18 protein-coding genes are annotated in these 15124 nt (G+C 66.5%); 6 read left to right on the top strand and 12 right to left on the bottom strand.

Annotated features, from left to right (window positions below; genetic code table 11):
* The 4 genes from ACFSGJ_RS13880 to ACFSGJ_RS13865 are packed head-to-tail and all read right to left on the bottom strand — an operon-like array spanning nt 1 to nt 2903.
* A complete protein-coding gene (locus ACFSGJ_RS13880; RefSeq protein ID WP_390262958.1) occupies nt 1–606 on the bottom strand; it encodes an MSMEG_1061 family FMN-dependent PPOX-type flavoprotein in 606 nt (201 codons plus the stop codon).
* The gene (locus tag ACFSGJ_RS13875; RefSeq protein ID WP_390262955.1) at nt 575–1345 is read right to left on the bottom strand and encodes a lysophospholipid acyltransferase family protein; all 771 of its coding nucleotides are present in this window, start codon (nt 1343–1345) and stop codon (nt 575–577) included. The genes ACFSGJ_RS13880 and ACFSGJ_RS13875 overlap by 32 nt, the downstream gene beginning before the upstream one ends.
* The gene (locus ACFSGJ_RS13870; RefSeq protein ID WP_390262952.1) at nt 1345–2235 is read right to left on the bottom strand and encodes a cell division protein FtsX; all 891 of its coding nucleotides are present in this window, start codon (nt 2233–2235) and stop codon (nt 1345–1347) included. The genes ACFSGJ_RS13875 and ACFSGJ_RS13870 overlap by 1 nt, the downstream gene beginning before the upstream one ends.
* Nucleotides 2232–2903, bottom strand: coding sequence for a cell division ATP-binding protein FtsE (locus ACFSGJ_RS13865; protein WP_390262949.1), 672 nt, complete (start codon nt 2901–2903; stop codon nt 2232–2234). The genes ACFSGJ_RS13870 and ACFSGJ_RS13865 overlap by 4 nt, the downstream gene beginning before the upstream one ends.
* 151 nt (nt 2904–3054) lie before the next feature.
* Between ACFSGJ_RS13865 and ACFSGJ_RS13860 the strand changes: the two genes are divergently transcribed.
* Nucleotides 3055–3645: a zinc-ribbon domain-containing protein gene (locus ACFSGJ_RS13860; RefSeq protein WP_390262946.1), complete on the top strand. Its 591-nt coding sequence runs from the start codon at nt 3055–3057 to the stop codon at nt 3643–3645.
* A gap of 8 nt (nt 3646–3653) precedes the next feature.
* Here the strand turns inward: ACFSGJ_RS13860 and ACFSGJ_RS13855 are convergent, their stop codons facing one another.
* From ACFSGJ_RS13855 to argH, 5 genes are all read right to left on the bottom strand, one after another.
* Nucleotides 3654–6089 carry a DUF4175 domain-containing protein gene (locus tag ACFSGJ_RS13855; protein ID WP_390262943.1) on the bottom strand — a complete coding sequence of 812 codons (2436 nt, stop codon included), beginning with the start codon at nt 6087–6089 and terminating at the stop codon, nt 3654–3656.
* Nucleotides 6090–6167: 78 nt separating this feature from the next.
* Entirely contained in the window at nt 6168–7436 is a 1269-nt protein-coding gene (gene lysA, locus ACFSGJ_RS13850) for a diaminopimelate decarboxylase (protein WP_390262940.1), read from the bottom strand.
* Nucleotides 7436–7753: a DUF2834 domain-containing protein gene (locus ACFSGJ_RS13845; protein ID WP_390262937.1), complete on the bottom strand. Its 318-nt coding sequence runs from the start codon at nt 7751–7753 to the stop codon at nt 7436–7438. The genes lysA and ACFSGJ_RS13845 overlap by 1 nt, the downstream gene beginning before the upstream one ends.
* Nucleotides 7753–7953: a hypothetical protein gene (locus ACFSGJ_RS13840; protein ID WP_390262934.1), complete on the bottom strand. Its 201-nt coding sequence runs from the start codon at nt 7951–7953 to the stop codon at nt 7753–7755. The genes ACFSGJ_RS13845 and ACFSGJ_RS13840 overlap by 1 nt, the downstream gene beginning before the upstream one ends.
* Nucleotides 7950–9350, bottom strand: a complete 1401-nt coding sequence (argH, locus tag ACFSGJ_RS13835; RefSeq protein ID WP_390262931.1) for an argininosuccinate lyase — start codon at nt 9348–9350, stop codon at nt 7950–7952. Before argH ends, ACFSGJ_RS13840 begins: the two co-directional genes overlap by 4 nt.
* Before the next feature lie 23 nt (nt 9351–9373).
* On the opposite strand from argH, the gene ACFSGJ_RS13830 reads away from it, so the two are divergent.
* The 5 genes from ACFSGJ_RS13830 to yddG all read left to right on the top strand — a co-directional run bounded on the left by ACFSGJ_RS13830 (nt 9374) and on the right by yddG (nt 13858).
* Nucleotides 9374–9925, top strand: a complete 552-nt coding sequence (locus tag ACFSGJ_RS13830) for a TlpA family protein disulfide reductase (protein WP_390262928.1) — start codon at nt 9374–9376, stop codon at nt 9923–9925.
* 48 nt (nt 9926–9973) lie between these two features.
* A complete protein-coding gene (locus tag ACFSGJ_RS13825; RefSeq protein ID WP_390262925.1) occupies nt 9974–10810 on the top strand; it encodes an EAL domain-containing protein in 837 nt (278 codons plus the stop codon).
* An 89-nt stretch (nt 10811–10899) separates the two neighbouring features.
* Nucleotides 10900–12075, top strand: coding sequence for an acetyl-CoA C-acetyltransferase (locus ACFSGJ_RS13820; RefSeq protein WP_390262922.1), 1176 nt, complete (start codon nt 10900–10902; stop codon nt 12073–12075).
* Between the two features lie 98 nt (nt 12076–12173).
* Complete coding sequence (gene phbB / locus ACFSGJ_RS13815) at nt 12174–12899, top strand: beta-ketoacyl-ACP reductase (RefSeq protein WP_390262919.1); 726 nt, start codon at nt 12174–12176, stop codon at nt 12897–12899.
* A gap of 92 nt (nt 12900–12991) precedes the next feature.
* Nucleotides 12992–13858 carry an aromatic amino acid exporter YddG gene (yddG, locus tag ACFSGJ_RS13810; RefSeq protein ID WP_390262916.1) on the top strand — a complete coding sequence of 289 codons (867 nt, stop codon included), beginning with the start codon at nt 12992–12994 and terminating at the stop codon, nt 13856–13858.
* A 9-nt stretch (nt 13859–13867) separates the two neighbouring features.
* Here yddG and ACFSGJ_RS13805 read toward each other — a convergent pair whose 3' ends face one another.
* From ACFSGJ_RS13805 to ACFSGJ_RS13795, 3 genes are all read right to left on the bottom strand, one after another.
* Nucleotides 13868–14038 (bottom strand): YdcH family protein, encoded by a 171-nt coding sequence (locus tag ACFSGJ_RS13805; protein WP_390262914.1) that lies wholly within the window; start codon nt 14036–14038, stop codon nt 13868–13870.
* An 82-nt stretch (nt 14039–14120) separates the two neighbouring features.
* Nucleotides 14121–14894: a tRNA1(Val) (adenine(37)-N6)-methyltransferase gene (locus tag ACFSGJ_RS13800; protein WP_390262911.1), complete on the bottom strand. Its 774-nt coding sequence runs from the start codon at nt 14892–14894 to the stop codon at nt 14121–14123.
* Entirely contained in the window at nt 14891–15106 is a 216-nt protein-coding gene (locus tag ACFSGJ_RS13795; RefSeq protein ID WP_390262908.1) for a putative signal transducing protein, read from the bottom strand. The genes ACFSGJ_RS13800 and ACFSGJ_RS13795 overlap by 4 nt, the downstream gene beginning before the upstream one ends.
* Between the last annotated feature and the right edge of the window lie 18 nt (nt 15107–15124).

Below are 15124 nucleotides of genomic sequence, written 5' to 3'. Positions count from 1 at the left end.
CTACCACATCGTGGCGGCAGCCCGGGCGGGCCAGGCCGCGTCATAGGCGGCGCCGTCGAACCGGCCCTCGGTCATTTCCCGCAGGATGTCGCCCACGCTCGGCAACCCCTCCGATGCGTCGCCCGAGGTCCAGAGTCCGCTGCGCAGAATGGCGCGGGCGCATTGGCAATATATCTCGCCAAGCGACAGCACGATGACAGTGCGGGGCCGGATGCCGCGCCGCTCAAAGCTTTGGCAGAGACCGGTGTCGGCGGTCACCCCGGCACGTCCGTTGACCCGGATCACATTCGTCGCGCCTGGCACCATGAACATGAGCGAGGCGCGCCCGTCCGCGACGATATTGCGCAGCGAGTCGATGCGGTCGTTCCCTTTCCAGTCGGGCAGAGCCAGCGTCCCGGGATCAAGCTCGCGCACCACCGGGCCGTCATCGCCACGCGGGCTGGCATCGGTGCCCTCGGGCCCCACGGTCGTGAGGATGCAGAAACGGCTGCGCGCGATCCAGTTGCGATAGGCGGGCGTCATCCGGCGGGCGACCTTGGCGGTCGCCGCCTCGCCGGGGGTTCCGTAGTGACGCTCAAGCGCCTCGATGTTCGTGATCAATTCCATCCGTCGCCCCTTTGCTGGTGAAACCCGCCTCGGCCATAAGCGCGTCCGACGCGCTCTCGACCTCCCGCTCCAGCCGGGCGACGAAGACGTCCCTTGGCAGACCCGCCGGGATGGCCGGCAGAAATTCGACAACCGCAAGCCCCGGCCGGCGGTATATGCCGTGACGCGGCCAGAACACGCCGACATTCGTCGCGACAGGCACGCAATCCTGTCCAAGCTCATCATAAAGCGCGCCTGCCCCCGCCTTGTAGGGCCGCTGGACCCCCGGGGCGACCCGCGTTCCTTGCGGATAGATGATCAGCTGCCCGGGGTCCTGCCGCCCGCTGCGCACATCGGCCAGCATCTGCCGGACCGCCTGCCCCCGCTTGCCCCGATCAACGGGCACGCAGCCCATTCGCAGCGCATACCAGCCAAGGATCGGCGCCCATTTCAGTTCCTTCTTCATGATGAACTTGGGGCGCGGCAGCACGCTGACCATGAGGATGATGTCGAGAAACGACTGATGCTTGGCCGCGACCAGAACCTCTGTCTGCGGAACCTCACCTCGGATTTCGGACCGCAGGCCGACCATCACGCGGGCGCTGGTGCGGACCCAGCGGCAATAGGTGTGGACAGCGTCGAACACGGCTTCGCGCCGGAAGATCGCGAAGGGCGTGAACCAGATCGCAAGGATCGCCATCGCCAGATACATCTGGATGATGAACAAAAGCGACAGGACCCATTGCAGCGCGTAACGCATCAGTTCAGCCCCCTCAGGGCGCGCAGGGCCGCCGCCCGCGTCGCCGCGTAACCGACACCCCCAGCAAGCAGCGGGATCAGCAGGGGCCAGCCCCAATGCCAGCCCTGAAACCCGAGGCCGGTCAGGAAACCCCCTGCCTCGTCCGCCGCCGGCAAAAGGAACATGGCCAGCATCCCCGCACCCGTTCCCAGCGCCGCACCGCCCATCGCGCGCAGCGTAAAGCGCCGCACGAAGGCCTGCGCGATAAAGGCATCCCGCGCGCCCACCAGCCGCAGGACACGGATCACCTGCGCATTTGCCGATAGCGCGGCGGCGGCGGCAAGCGTGATCATCGCCGCGACCGCCCCGAGGATCAGCAGGACCGATGCCGCCGCCAGCAGCCGCAGCCGGTTCGCCGCGCTGACCAGCGGCTCCCGCCAGCGGGTATGGTCGTCATAGACCGCATCGGGTGCCTCGGCCCGCAACCGGAGCCGCAGGGCGTCCACGTCATAGCCGCTGCCCACGACCTCCACCAGTTGCGGCAAGGGCAATGTCTCGACCGGCAGATCGGGGCCGAACCAGGGTTCGAGCAGGGCGCGCTGTTCCTCGGGCGGAATGACCCGCGCCTGTGTCACGCCCGGCGTGGTTCGCAGAACCTCCAGCACCGCGGCAGTCTGCGTGCCCAGCTGATCCTCGGGCGCCGACAGACGCACGGTCGCGCTTTGGGCAAGGGCCGTTTCCCAGCGGTCGGCAAGCCGGCCCGAGGCGAGCGCGAGCGCAAGCGCAAAGACCGCCAGAAAGGCCATCGCCGCAGCGGTGAAGGTCGTCAGTCGCGCGGTATAGCCCGAGGGCGGGACGATCCGGTCCGCAGGGCCTTCCCCCAGCGACAGAAGCAATGCCAGTCGTTTCACAGATCTGCCCCCGCGAGCTGAAGCCGCCGGTTCTGGATGCGCAGCACACGGGCCGCGACCTGCGCCTTGGCGCTTCGGATCAGGTTCAGGTCATGGGTCGCGACCAGAACCGTCTTGCCCATCCGGTTGAGTTCGACCAGCAGGGTCAAAAGCCGCATCGACATGTCCCAGTCGAGATTGCCCGTCGGCTCATCCGCAAGGATCACATCGGGCGAAAGGATCACGGCCCGCGCCAGTGCCGCGCGCTGCCTCTCGCCGCCCGAAAGTTGCGGCGGCAGCGCCGCGGCCTGCGGGCGAAGCCCGACCCAGGTCAGAAGATCGCGCAGATCGTCGGGATGCGGGTCCATCCCCGACACCATGAGCGGGAGCGCGATATTCTCGGCGACGCTCAGATGGTCGAGAAAGGCGCAATCCTGATGCACGACGCCGATCTTGCGCCGGACCATTGCCACATCGTCCCGGCCGAGCGCCCGGACGTCCCGGCCAAAGACGTCGATCTGTCCCGCCGTCGGCAAAAGCTCGGCATAGCAGAGCTTGAGAAAGGTCGTCTTGCCCGCCCCCGACGGCCCGGTGAGGAAATGAAAGGACCCCGGCGCAAGGCGAAAGGTAATGTCTGAAAGAAGTTCGCCCCCGCCATAGCTGTAGGCGACATTCTGTAGGTCGATCACGCGATGCGCTCCTGCTGAGTTGGCCGCAATTTCGCCGAATGTCGCCCGGCTTTCAATCGCTGCCGACACAAAGGCTTGGATAATTCCGGGCCGATTGCTACAACATGCCGGAAGCCGGGGCCATGGCGCCGAAAGGGGCGAGTCACTTCACATGCGGTTGATCTGCCCGAACTGCACTGCACAATATGAGGTCGAGGAAAACGCCGTTCCGCCGCAGGGGCGCGACGTGGTCTGTTCGGCCTGCGGGCATGGCTGGTTCCATACCGGCGCGCAGTTGAACGATGTGCTTGTTCTTGCGGGCGATGCCCCGGGCGCGGCCACGCCGCCGCGCCGTCCACTTGATGCGGCGGTCGTGAACATCCTGCGCGAAGAGGCCGAGCGTGAGGCGAGGGCGCGCCGCGCCGCAACGACCAAAGACCCGGAACCTGCACCGCCCTCGGACGCGGCGACCGCCGAGGAACCGGTGCGTGACATCGGCGACATAACGGCAACCCTTCACGCGACGGCGCGACTGCGAACGGCGGAACGTCAGGCCGGGAAACGGCGCGGCTGGGGGATGGGGTTCGGCTTTGTCACGGGCGCGGCGGCGGCGTTGCTTGCGCTCTATCTTCTGGCGCCTGTGATCGCACGGGAATGGCCCGCCCTCGCCCCGGCCGCCGCCAGCTTTACCCAGCAGGTCAATATGGCGCGGCTCTGGCTCGACGATGGCCTGCGGGAAATCGGCATCCAGCCCCGGCCCTGAGCGACGGGTCAGAACCGGTCCAGAAGTCGCCGCAGGTAGTCCAGTTCCAGGTCCGGCCGCGTCTGGTCGCCCGAACGGCGCCGCAGTTCCTGCAAAAGCTCATCCGCACGGCGATAGACATCCTCCCCCTGAAGCAGGTTCTGGTCGGTGCCCAACTGGCCGCTGCCGCCGGGTTCGCGTCCCAGCGGATCGCGCTGCTGGCTTTCGGGATCGCTGCGTCCGGCCTGCTGGCCCTGCTGGCCGTTCTGATCCTGCTGGCCCTGCGCCATCGCCTCGCCCAGCTGACGCATTCCCTCGCGCAGCGCATCCATCGCCTCGGACTGGCGGTCCAGCGCGTCGCCGCCCCGCCCGTCGCGCAGGGCCTGTTCAGCCTCGTCCATCGCCCGCCCGGCCTCATCAAGCAGGCGGCGGGCGGCATCGCCCTCGGGCGTACCCTCGCCCGGCAGCGCCTCGCCCTGTTCGGCCAGCCGGTCGCGCAATTCCTGCTGACGTTCCGACAGGCCATCTTGCCCCTGTCCGCCCTGGCCTTCCCCCCCGAACCGTTCCTGAAGGTCGCGGAAGGTGTCGTCATTCAGGCCCTGCTGGTCGCGCAGGGTGTCGGCAAGGCCCTGCATCGCATCGCCCTCACCGTTTCCTTCGCCCTGCACGACCTGCATGTTCTCCATCATCTGGCGGAGCATCTCCATCAACTCGGCCGCCTCGGCCATCCGGCCCTCTTCCATCAGGCGCTGAAGCTCATCGAGCAGATCCTGAAGGTCCTGCCCGGACAGCGACATCTCGGGCGCCTCGGCCTGTTGGCGGTCGGGGTCGTTCTGCTGTTCCTGGGCAAGCTGGCGCATGTAATCCCGCAGGGCGTCGCGGTATTCCTGCATCAATTCGGCGATCTCGGACTCATCCGCGCCATTGCGCATCGCCTCTGACAGGCGGTCCTGCGCCCGCTCCAGCCGTTCGCGCGCGCTGTCCAGATCGCCCGCCTCGATCAGGGTCGCGACCTCCCACAGGGCCTCGGCGATTTCATCCCGCGCCTCGACCGAGAAACCCGCCGCAAGCTCGGTGTCGAGCCGCCGCATCGCCACCCGCAACAGAAGGAAAGCGCGCTCGTTCCGGATGAACCCTTCGGGCCGATGCGTGATCGCCCGCAACAACTGGGCGCTGCGCCGGCCATTGTCGCGGGACCAGAGCAGATCGCGCCTGAGCTCGATCACCGCCGCCGCAAGCGGGTCAAAGAACCTCTGGCCCGGCAGAACCATCGCGGTTGCCGCGGTCTCGCCTTCCTGACCGCGCGCATCGGTCGCGACCATGCGGATGCGGACCGGCAGGTTGGCCCAGGGATGCTCGGACAGGTTCTCGACCAGCGCCTCGGAAAACTCGCGCCGGTTGCCGGTCAGGGGCAGCGGCAGATCGAGGATCAGCGGCTCTCTCGGTTCGGGGTCAGGGGCCAGACCGTGGCGCCGGTCTACCGCGGCAAGATCCAGCGTCACCTCGGCATGGCCGGACACGACGCCATAGTCATCCTCGGCGCTGAAGGGCTGGCGCATCTGGCCCCCGGCCTCGCGCACCGCCTCTCCGGTCATGCGGATCACGGGTGTGAGGTCGGGGATGACCTCCACATGCCATTCCCGCCCTCCGGGCCCTTCCACAGCCAGCCGGCCGGAACGGAGCACCTCGATATCGCCCGCGCCTTCGGGCTGGTCGGAAAGCCCGTGCGATAGGTTGAGCGCGCCCGCGTCGCCGTAAAAGCGCAGCGTGACGATGGAACCTTCGGGCACGCGCAGCGTGTCGGCCTGCGCATCGTTGAGGTAGATCGTCGGGCGTCCGGTATATCCCGGCGGGCGCAGCCATCCCTCCCATGCCGGGCCGGCGGCCAGCGCCTCGGCACGGCCCGGAACCGACAACCCCGCCAGTTCCCCCACCCGCTGCGGCGCGCCGAACAGCACGGCCACGGCCAGCGCCAGCAGCGCCGCATAGCGGAGCGCATAGGGATCACGGTCTGCCAGACGAAGATCGGGGGCAGGGGCACGAACCCCCGCCAGCCGCGTCGCCATCCGGCGTCGATGCGCCTCCCACACGGCCTGCGAGGCTGGGTCGGCGGCCCCCACAGCCAGACTGTCGCGGAGCGCCGAGATAGGCCGGCCGGGCATCGTCCGATCCAGCCGTTCAAGCGCCTCCGTCACACCAGGCCGCCGGAACCGGCGCAGCGCGATATAGATCAGGACAAGCGCGGAGACGGCAACGCCCGCGGCGCCCCAAAGCAGCGCGCCATCGCCCATGAGGTCATGCACCCCGAATGCCGACAGCGCCACCACCAGGAACATAAGGCTCCAGACCGGCCAGAAGCCGCGCAGCACGGCCTCGGCCCACAGCCCCGCCCATGTCAGCCGCAGCGGCCATTTCAGCCGGTCAAGCGCAGGATCACTGGGATCGGGGGATGGTGCCTTGATCATGCTCCCTTTCCGGAAACGACTTTCAGGGGATCGCGGAATGGGCGCCACGAACTGGGCCGTCCGGCGCGCGGACGCGCCTCAGAGCCATGGCGGTATGGTATCGCGGTTTATGATTTCGTCAAACGTCGGGCGCGGGCGAATGACGGCGAATTGATCGCCGCTGACCAGAACCTCGGGCACCAGCGGACGGGTGTTGTATTCCGACGCCATCACGGCGCCATAGGCCCCGGCCGAACGGAAGGCGACCAGATCCCCGGGCGACAGGCCCTCGGGCAGATCGCGCTGGCGGGCAAAGGTGTCGCCCGTCTCGCAGACCGGGCCGACCACGTCCAGCGGGCGCCGTGCGGTACCGGGTGCGGCCTCGAGCACCGGAATGATATCGTGATGCGCACCGTATAGCGACGGTCGCATCAGGTCGTTCATCGCCGCGTCGATAATGAGGAAATCACGCCCCTCGCCGTCTTTCACATAAATCACCTCGGACACGAGAATGCCCGCATTGCCGGAAATCAGCCGCCCCGGCTCGATCTCGATCTCGCAGTCCAGATGCCCCAGCGTTTCCTGAATCATCCGCCCGTATTCGATGGGCAGCGGCGGGGCGCTGTTCGAACGCTCATAGGGAATGCCAAGCCCGCCGCCCAGATCGAGCCTGCGGATATCGTGGCCGTCCTGCCGCAAGGCCCGGGTCAGTTCCTCAACCTTTGCAAAGGCTTGCCGGAAGGGGTCAAGCTCGGTCAGTTGGCTGCCGATATGGACGTCGATCCCCACCACTTCGATCCCCGGCAGGCCCGCCGCCTGCGCGTAGACCTGCCGGGCCCGGGCAATCGGGATGCCGAACTTGTTTTCCGACTTGCCGGTCGCGATCTTCTCATGCGTCCGGGCATCGACATCCGGGTTGACCCGCACGGCAATGGGCGCCACCAGCCCCATCCCGGCCGCCACCTCGGACAAGGCGACAAGCTCCGGCTCGCTCTCCACGTTGAACTGGCGCACCCCGCCGGCCAGTGCCTGACGCATTTCCGCGCGGGTCTTGCCCACACCGGAAAAGACGATCCGGTCGCCCGGCACCCCCGCGGCCTTGGCCCGCAGATACTCGCCCCCCGACACGACATCCATGCCCGCCCCAAGGCTGCCCAAAAGCCGCAGCACCGCCTGATTGCTGTTCGATTTCACGGCAAAGCAAACGAGGTTCGGCAAGGGCGCCAGCGCCTCCTGGAACAGGCGGAAATGCCGTTCGAGCGTCGCGGAGGAATAGCAGTAGAACGGCGTTCCGACGGCCGCAGCAATCTCGGAAACCGGCACATCCTCGGCGTGAAGGCTGCCATTGCGATACAGAAAATGGTCCATCAGGTCACCGGGCGCGTTCGCAGGAAAAGATAAAGCGGCAATCCGCAGGAAAGGCCGATCAGAAAGGTCGCGGGAATGGCGGCAAGGGCCGACCAGTTCTTGCGCACGAATGTCTCGGCCAGGACAAAGACGCTCAGCGCGATGGCGGCGATGGTCAGGTCCCAGGCAAGGGCGGTGGTGGCCGCGTTCACCGTCCATGCGGCGAAGAGGCGCGGCAGGTCGAATCCGGTTTCACCGAACCAGCGGTGAAGATGCACCGTCGGATGGACCGCGCCCCATATGGCGAGCGCAAGATAGACCATCCGCAGCGGCGACATCAGAGCCGCCCCACGACGCCCATCCGGGCCTCGCCCGAAACCGACACACCTGTCTGGTTGTCGATGTTCACAAGGACATCGGTGCCTGTCGCGCTGCGCGGACCATGGGTCTGGACCGATGCGCCCACGACCGGACGGGGGGGGCCGTCGACGCCGCAGGCGGCCAGTGCCAGCGGGACAAGCAGGATGAACCGTATCATGCCAAGGCCTCCTTCCAGCGTCTGACCTGCGCGCGCACCTGATCCGGGGCGGTCCCACCGTAACTCTGCCGGCTCGCGACCGAGTTGTGAACGCCCAGCACCGCAAAAACGTCCTGGGAAATACCGGGATGAACCTGCCGCATCTCGTCCAGCGTAAGGTCCGGCAGGTCGCACCCCTTGTCCTCGGCGCGTTTCACCAGCGTTCCGGTCACGTGATGCGCGTCGCGGAAGGGCAGGTTCAGTTCCCGCACCAGCCAGTCGGCAAGGTCGGTCGCGGTGGAAAAGCCTGCGCTCGCCGCGGCCTCGAGCGCGGGACGGTTGGCGGCCATGTCGCGCACCATCCCCTCCATCGCCGCGAGCGACAGCATCAGCGTGTCGGCGGCGTCAAAGACCTGTTCCTTGTCTTCCTGCATGTCCTTGGAATAGGTCAGCGGCAGGCCCTTCATCACCGTGAAAAGCGCGACCATCGCCCCCAAGATGCGGCCGATCTTGGCGCGCAGCAGTTCGGCCGCGTCAGGGTTCTTTTTCTGCGGCATGATCGAGGACCCGGTCGAAAACCGGTCCGACAGGATCACGAAGCGGAACTGGGCCGACGACCAGATCACCAGCTCTTCCGCCAGACGCGACAGGTGCATGGCGCAGATCGCGGACGATGACAGAAACTCCAGCGCGAAATCCCGGTCCGACACCGCGTCGAGCGAATTGGCCATCGGCCGGTCAAAGCCGAGCGCGCGGGCCGTCATGTCGCGGTCGATGGGGAAGGAGGTGCCCGCAAGCGCCGCCGCCCCCAGCGGAGATTCGTTCATGCGCCGGCGGGCATCCTGAAACCGACCCAGATCCCGGCCCAGCATCTCGACATAGGCCATCATGTGATGCCCCCACGTCACGGGCTGCGCGGTCTGCAGATGGGTAAAGCCCGGCATCACCCAGTCCGCGCCCTGTTCGGCCTGCACCAGCAGCGCGCCGATCAGCGCGCGGATCCCGCCAATCGCCGCATCGGCCTGATCCCGCACCCAGAGCCGGAAGTCGGTGGCGACCTGATCGTTGCGGCTGCGGGCGGTATGAAGCCGCCCCGCCGGTTCGCCGATCACCTCTTTCAGGCGCGCCTCCACATTCATGTGGATGTCTTCCAGTTCGGTGCGGAAGGGGAAGTCGCCGGCCTCGATCTCTGACAAGACCGTGAGAAGGCCTTCCCCGATCGCCTTTGCGTCGCTATCCGTGATGATGCCTGTCGCCGCGAGCATCGCGGCATGGGCGCGTGAGCCCTGGATGTCCTGCGCATAGAGCCGCCTGTCAAACCCGATCGAGGCGTTGATCGCCTCCATGATCGCGTCGGGCCCGGCGGCAAAGCGCCCGCCCCACATGGCGTTCGAGGAAGTCTGGCTGGCGGTGGTCATGATCGAAACCCCTTGGAGGGAAAATGCGTCTTTTGCGTCTTGCCGTCCTCTATACTGCCATTGCGCTCGGTGCAAATGCCGCAGCGGCCGGGACCGGCGCGGAGGCCCTGCGCGAAGGCGACATGCGCAAGCTCGTGTTTCACACCGATCCGCGCCCGCTGCCCCGGGCCGCCCTGCTGGATGAGCGCGACGCCCCGCAGGATCTGACGGGTTACGAGGGCCGGATCGTGGTCCTGAATTTCTGGGCGACATGGTGTGCCCCCTGCCGGCATGAGATGCCCTCGCTCGACCGGCTGGAGGCGACGCTGGGCGGCGGCGATCTGGCCGTAGTGCCCGTGGCGACCGGCCGCAACCCCGTTCCCGGGATTGAACGCTTCTATGCCGAAGCGGGAATCACCCATCTGCCGGTGCTGCGCGACCCGTCATCGGCCCTTGCACGCGAAATGGGGGTGCTGGGGCTGCCGGTCACTGTGATCCTTGACCGCGAGGGGCGGGAAATCGCGCGTCTGACGGGCGACGCAGAATGGGATTCCGACTCGGCCATCGCGATCCTGACCGCCCTGATCGCCGAGTAACGGCGGGTTAACTTTTGCACCTCACATTCGGGTCAGAGGACCTGAGTGATGACCGGATTGCCGCCCCCGCCCAACGACAGCCCCGCGGCCGACGCGCTGGACCACGCGGCGGCGCTGCAACGGCGTGAGGCACCCGCCTTTGCGCGCGCGGCACTTGCCGAAGGGCGGGTGGAACTGGTGCTCCATCCGATCCATGACGCGCGTGACCTTGCGCGGATCGCCTTTCATGAGGCGCGACCCAGGCTGCGGGATGCGGGCGGTCGCGTCATTCCGCCATCCGATCTGGCCGCGGCGCGTGCAGAGACCGATCTTGGTGCGGCAATCGACTGTGCAACGCTGGGTCTGGCGCTGGCCGCTCTGGGCGGTCGGGAAAATCTGCGCCTTCTTCTGCCGCTATCGCCTGCAACGCTCTGCTCCTTCGAATGGCGCATGACACTGGAAGCAGGGCTGCGGCTTGACCCGTCCCTTGCGGATCGCCTGATCCTCGGGGTCGATGCAACCGCGTTCGCGGCGCTGCCCGTCGTTGTCTCGGCCTTTCTCGACCCTTTGCGGGGGCGCGGTGCCAGCCTCGCGCTCTGCGGATTCGGCGCCGCCCCGTTCACCCCGCGTCCCTTCGCCACACAGGACTTCGACTTCATCCAGCTTGACCCGCGGGTGGTGCAAGGCCTGGCCGATGACGCAAGGCGGCGAAACATCGTCGCCATGCTGCTTTCGCTTGCGCGTCATTCAGAGGCCTTCGTGATCGCAAGCGGGGTTGAAAGGGCCGAGGATGCTGCATGGCTCGGCGCTGCCGGGATCGATGGGATACAAGGGCCCGCGATCCCGCGCCCCGGCGCGGACACCACAACCATTGCGGAACCTCCCCTGCGCCACCGCGGCACTTGACGTGCGCGCGCCCACGGGCAAGGTGAAGGCTGAGGGCCGCGCGTGCTGCATTGCCGCATGGCCTCTGGTGGAAGGGAGAGGACCCAGTCATGACAAATGTGGTAATTGTCTCTGCGGCACGCACCGCGGTCGGCAGCTTCAACGGCGCCTTTGCGAATACCCCTGCCCACGAACTGGGCGCGACGGTCATCGAGGCGGTCATCGCCCGCGCCGGCATCGACAAGGCAGAGGTATCGGAGACGATCCTCGGTCAGGTGCTGACGGCCGGTCAGGGCCAGAACCCGGCACGCCAGGCGCATATCCGGGCGGGACTTCCCATCGAAAGTGCCGCATGGAGCATAAACCAGGTCTGCGGATCGGGTCTGCGCAGCGTCGCGCTTGCGGCGCAGCATGTGCAGCTTGGGGATGCGGCCATCGTTGTCGCCGGCGGGCAGGAAAACATGAGCGTCGCGCCGCATGTCGCGCATCTGCGTGCTGGCCACAAGATGGGCGACATGTCCTTCATCGATTCGATGATCAAGGACGGGCTCTGGGACGCCTTCAACGGCTATCACATGGGCCAGACCGCCGAGAACGTGGCCGAAAAGTGGCAGATCAGCCGCGAAATGCAGGACGAATTCGCGCTGGCCAGCCAGAACAAGGCCGAGGCGGCGCAGAAAGCCGGACGTTTTGCCGATGAGATCGTGCCTTTCGTCGTGAAAACCCGCAAAGGCGAAGTCACCGTCGATCAGGACGAATACATCCGCCACGGTGCGACGATCGAGGCGATGCAGAAACTGCGACCTGCCTTTGCAAAGGATGGCAGCGTTACGGCCGGAAACGCGAGCGGGATCAACGATGGCGCAGCGGCCGTGCTGGTCATGTCCGCCGATGAAGCCGAACGGCGCGGCCTCACGCCGCTTGCCAGGATCGCGTCCTATGCGACGGCGGGTCTGGATCCGTCGATCATGGGAGTCGGCCCGGTATATGCAAGCCGCCGTGCGCTGGAAAAGGCCGGCTGGAAAACCGGCGATCTGGAACTGATCGAGGCGAATGAGGCCTTTGCCGCCCAGGCCTGCGCCGTCAACAATGAAATGGGCTGGAACCCCGATATCGTGAACGTCAATGGCGGCGCGATCGCCATCGGCCATCCGATCGGCGCCTCCGGGGCGCGCGTGCTCAACACGCTCCTGTTCGAAATGCAGCGGCGGAGCGCGAAACGCGGCCTTGCCACGCTCTGCATCGGCGGGGGCATGGGCGTCGCAATGTGCCTCGAACGCCCGTAGATCACAACGCCCGTAAACCGCAGCGCCTGCGCAATATTATTGCGCGGGCGCCGGCCGGTCGCTAGGCTGGAAAACGGCTACAACCTGGAGGGGGGATCATGGCAAGGGTTGCACTCGTTACCGGTGGAACGCGCGGAATTGGCGCGGCAATTTCGGTAGCGCTACGAGACGCGGGGTATCAGGTCGCGGCGAACTATGCCGGCAATGACGCCGCGGCAGAGGCGTTCAGCGCCGATACCGGCATCAAGACCTATAAATGGTCTGTGGCGGATTACGACGCCTGCGCGGACGGAATTGCGCGTGTCGAGGCTGATCTGGGCCCCGTCGATGTGCTGGTGAACAACGCCGGGATCACCCGCGACGCGATGTTCCACAAGATGACGCCGCAGCAGTGGAAAGAGGTCATCGACACCAACCTTACCGGTGTCTTCAACATGACCCACCCTGTCTGGCCCGGGATGCGGGACCGCAAGTTCGGGCGGATCATCACGATCAGCTCGATCAACGGACAGAAAGGTCAGGCGGGGCAGGTCAACTATTCGGCGGCCAAGGCGGGCGATCTCGGCCTGACCAAGGCGCTGGCGCAAGAAGGCGCGCGGGCCGGCATCACCGTCAACGCGATCTGCCCCGGCTACATCGCCACCGAAATGGTGCGGGCCATCGACGAGAAGGTGCTCAACGAACGGATCATCCCGCAGATTCCGGTCGGCCGTCTGGGCGAACCCGAAGAGATCGCGCGCTGCGTCGTCTTCCTCGCGTCCGAGGATGCGGGCTTCATCACGGGTGCGACGCTCAGCGCCAACGGCGGGCAATTCTTCGTCTGACGACCGCTGAGCGGCGATCGGACCGCAGGCGCCGCCCCCTTGCACAGGGCGGCGTTTCGCGCTTTCTGACCTCGTTCAGGAAAGGGGTCAGGATGACGTCCGCACGCAGTCGCGCCACGATGATCGGGTTTGTCGCCGTCCTTCTCTGGGCGCTTCTGGCCCTTTTCACCAAAGGGTCGGAACCGGTTCCCCCGCTGCTTCTGAACGCGATGTGCTTTGGGATCGGCGGCACGATCGGCATCGTCTGGGTCGCGGCGACGGGGGGCCTTGGCCAATTGCGCGGCGTCGGTTGGCGGGTCTATGCCTTCGGGACCGCGGGGCTTTTCGGATATCACTTCCTGTATTTCTCTGCCCTGCGCCTTGCCCCCGCGGCAGAGGCCGGGTTGATCGCCTATCTCTGGCCGCTGTTCATCGTGATCTTCTCGGGCCTTCTGCCGGGTGAGAAGTTACGGCCCGGTCATATCGCCGGGGGGCTCATCGCGTTTCTGGGGGCGGGGCTGATCGTGCTTGGCGGCGCCGGCGGAATTGACCCCGGCGCCCTCCCGGGGCTGACGCTGGCCTTCCTCTGCGCGCTGACATGGTCGGCTTATTCCGTTCTGTCGCGGCGGCTTGGAAACGTGCCGACAGAGACGGTCGCTGTCTTCTGCCTTGCGACGGCGGTGCTTTCGGTCGGGGCGCATCTCATGTTCGAGGAAACAGTCTGGCCGGGCAGCGCAATGTCCTGGCTCTCGGTCGTGGCGCTCGGCCTCGGGCCGGTCGGGCTGGCCTTTTATGTCTGGGACATAGGCGTCAAGCGCGGGGACATCCAGCTTTTGGGCGTGGCATCCTATGCCGCCCCGCTTTTGTCCACGCTCGCCTTGATCATGGCCGGCATCACACGGGCGACGCCGACCATTATCGTTGCGGCGATCCTTATCGCCGGGGGTGCCGCACTGGCCGCAAGGGCCAGCGCGCGCTAGGGCCGCAGGTCACATCTGCGGCGAAAGGCGGGTGATTTCTTCCTTCAGCCGCAGCTTTTGCTTTTTCATCTCAGCAATCCGCGCGGCATCGACCGAGGGGCGCTTTTGCGCCTTCTCGACCTGATCCGAGAGAGTTTGGTGTTTCCGACGCAATTCTTGCACATGCGAGCTCAAGCTCATTGCAGTCTCCTCTCTGTTATGTCCGTGTCACAATTCCAGCACAGATACCGAGTCGCGTCACGCAAAACCGGGCCGAGACCCGTCAGAGGCGAAACTTCGCCCGCGGCGGCAAAGCGAGCGGCGCGGCATCGCGCAGGATGGCGCGCGCTTCATCAGTAAGGGATTCCCCGTCCCGTTCATGTTCATCGCCTGAATGAAGAATGAACGGCGCCAGCAGGGTGAAGGGCCCCTTCGCGCCTTTCCGGCACTGAACGATCACGCGCCGCGCAGGCCGCCCCATGCGCGCCGCCACCGGCAGAACCATCGTGCTGCCGCCCCGGGCGGCGATGGCGGCAAGAACCTCGGGCAGACGATCGGCGGCCTGGATCAACGTCAGAAAGCCCCCCGGACGCAAACGGCGAAAGGCAGTATCGAGCCATTGGGCCAGGGGCGTTTCCTCTCGCAGCGCCGTTTCGCGCCCGGGATCGTCGGCGGCAGTGCCGCCGCCGGAGGGGAAATAGGGGGGGTTCGCGATCACATGATCCACCGAAAGGCCGCGCAACACCGGCGGCAGGTCGGTCAGATCGGCCTCGGTCACGGTCATCGCCGCGCCGTTCCGGGCGGCGTTGCGACGCGCGAGTTCCGCGTAATCTGCCTGACGCTCCACCCCATGGATGACAAGGCCCGGCACACGGGCATGGAGGCAGAGGCTCGCCGCCCCTGCCCCGCAGCCGAGTTCAAGAACGGTCTGCCCCGCCTGCGCCGGCACCGCCGCCGCCAGAAAAACGGGGTCCATGGCCGCACGATAGCCGCGCAGCGGCTGCCAAAGCGTGATGCGGCCGTTCAGAAAACGATCTTCGGTCAGGTCGGCGGTCAATCGGGCAGGTCCAGATCGTGGTCACGCAGGATCTGCCGCGCAAGGAAATGGTCCTGATCACGCACCATCAGCCGCCGCGGCAAAATGCCGATGGAGCCCTCGAGAACGCTCATGTGGACGTCCATCGGAAAGACGACTATATCGTGCCCCTCAAGGATCGCCGTTGCGAATGTGATGATGGTGGGGTCGGTGGTGCGCAAAAGTTCCCTCATGCCCGACACTATGAACGA

The organism is Halodurantibacterium flavum (assembly GCF_042681825.1).
GTDB lineage: Bacteria > Pseudomonadota > Alphaproteobacteria > Rhodobacterales > Rhodobacteraceae > Halodurantibacterium > Halodurantibacterium flavum.
This window is presented reverse-complemented; position numbering and strand designations above follow the sequence as displayed.

What these genes read in the sequence shown, in the direction of transcription:
- ACFSGJ_RS13880 (WP_390262958.1), bottom strand. Translation starts at nt 606, where the DNA reads ATGGAATTGATCACGAACATCGAGGCGCTTGAGCGTCACTACGGAACC.
- ACFSGJ_RS13875 (WP_390262955.1), bottom strand. Translation starts at nt 1,345, where the DNA reads ATGCGTTACGCGCTGCAATGGGTCCTGTCGCTTTTGTTCATCATCCAG.
- ACFSGJ_RS13860 (WP_390262946.1), top strand. Translation starts at nt 3,055, where the DNA reads ATGCGGTTGATCTGCCCGAACTGCACTGCACAATATGAGGTCGAGGAA.
- ACFSGJ_RS13855 (WP_390262943.1), bottom strand. Translation starts at nt 6,089, where the DNA reads ATGATCAAGGCACCATCCCCCGATCCCAGTGATCCTGCGCTTGACCGG.
- lysA (WP_390262940.1), bottom strand. Translation starts at nt 7,436, where the DNA reads ATGGACCATTTTCTGTATCGCAATGGCAGCCTTCACGCCGAGGATGTG.
- ACFSGJ_RS13845 (WP_390262937.1), bottom strand. Translation starts at nt 7,753, where the DNA reads ATGTCGCCGCTGCGGATGGTCTATCTTGCGCTCGCCATATGGGGCGCG.
- ACFSGJ_RS13840 (WP_390262934.1), bottom strand. Translation starts at nt 7,953, where the DNA reads ATGATACGGTTCATCCTGCTTGTCCCGCTGGCACTGGCCGCCTGCGGC.
- argH (WP_390262931.1), bottom strand. Translation starts at nt 9,350, where the DNA reads ATGACCACCGCCAGCCAGACTTCCTCGAACGCCATGTGGGGCGGGCGC.
- ACFSGJ_RS13830 (WP_390262928.1), top strand. Translation starts at nt 9,374, where the DNA reads ATGCGTCTTTTGCGTCTTGCCGTCCTCTATACTGCCATTGCGCTCGGT.
- ACFSGJ_RS13825 (WP_390262925.1), top strand. Translation starts at nt 9,974, where the DNA reads ATGACCGGATTGCCGCCCCCGCCCAACGACAGCCCCGCGGCCGACGCG.
- ACFSGJ_RS13820 (WP_390262922.1), top strand. Translation starts at nt 10,900, where the DNA reads ATGACAAATGTGGTAATTGTCTCTGCGGCACGCACCGCGGTCGGCAGC.
- phbB (WP_390262919.1), top strand. Translation starts at nt 12,174, where the DNA reads ATGGCAAGGGTTGCACTCGTTACCGGTGGAACGCGCGGAATTGGCGCG.
- yddG (WP_390262916.1), top strand. Translation starts at nt 12,992, where the DNA reads ATGACGTCCGCACGCAGTCGCGCCACGATGATCGGGTTTGTCGCCGTC.
- ACFSGJ_RS13805 (WP_390262914.1), bottom strand. Translation starts at nt 14,038, where the DNA reads ATGAGCTTGAGCTCGCATGTGCAAGAATTGCGTCGGAAACACCAAACT.
- ACFSGJ_RS13795 (WP_390262908.1), bottom strand. Translation starts at nt 15,106, where the DNA reads ATGAGGGAACTTTTGCGCACCACCGACCCCACCATCATCACATTCGCA.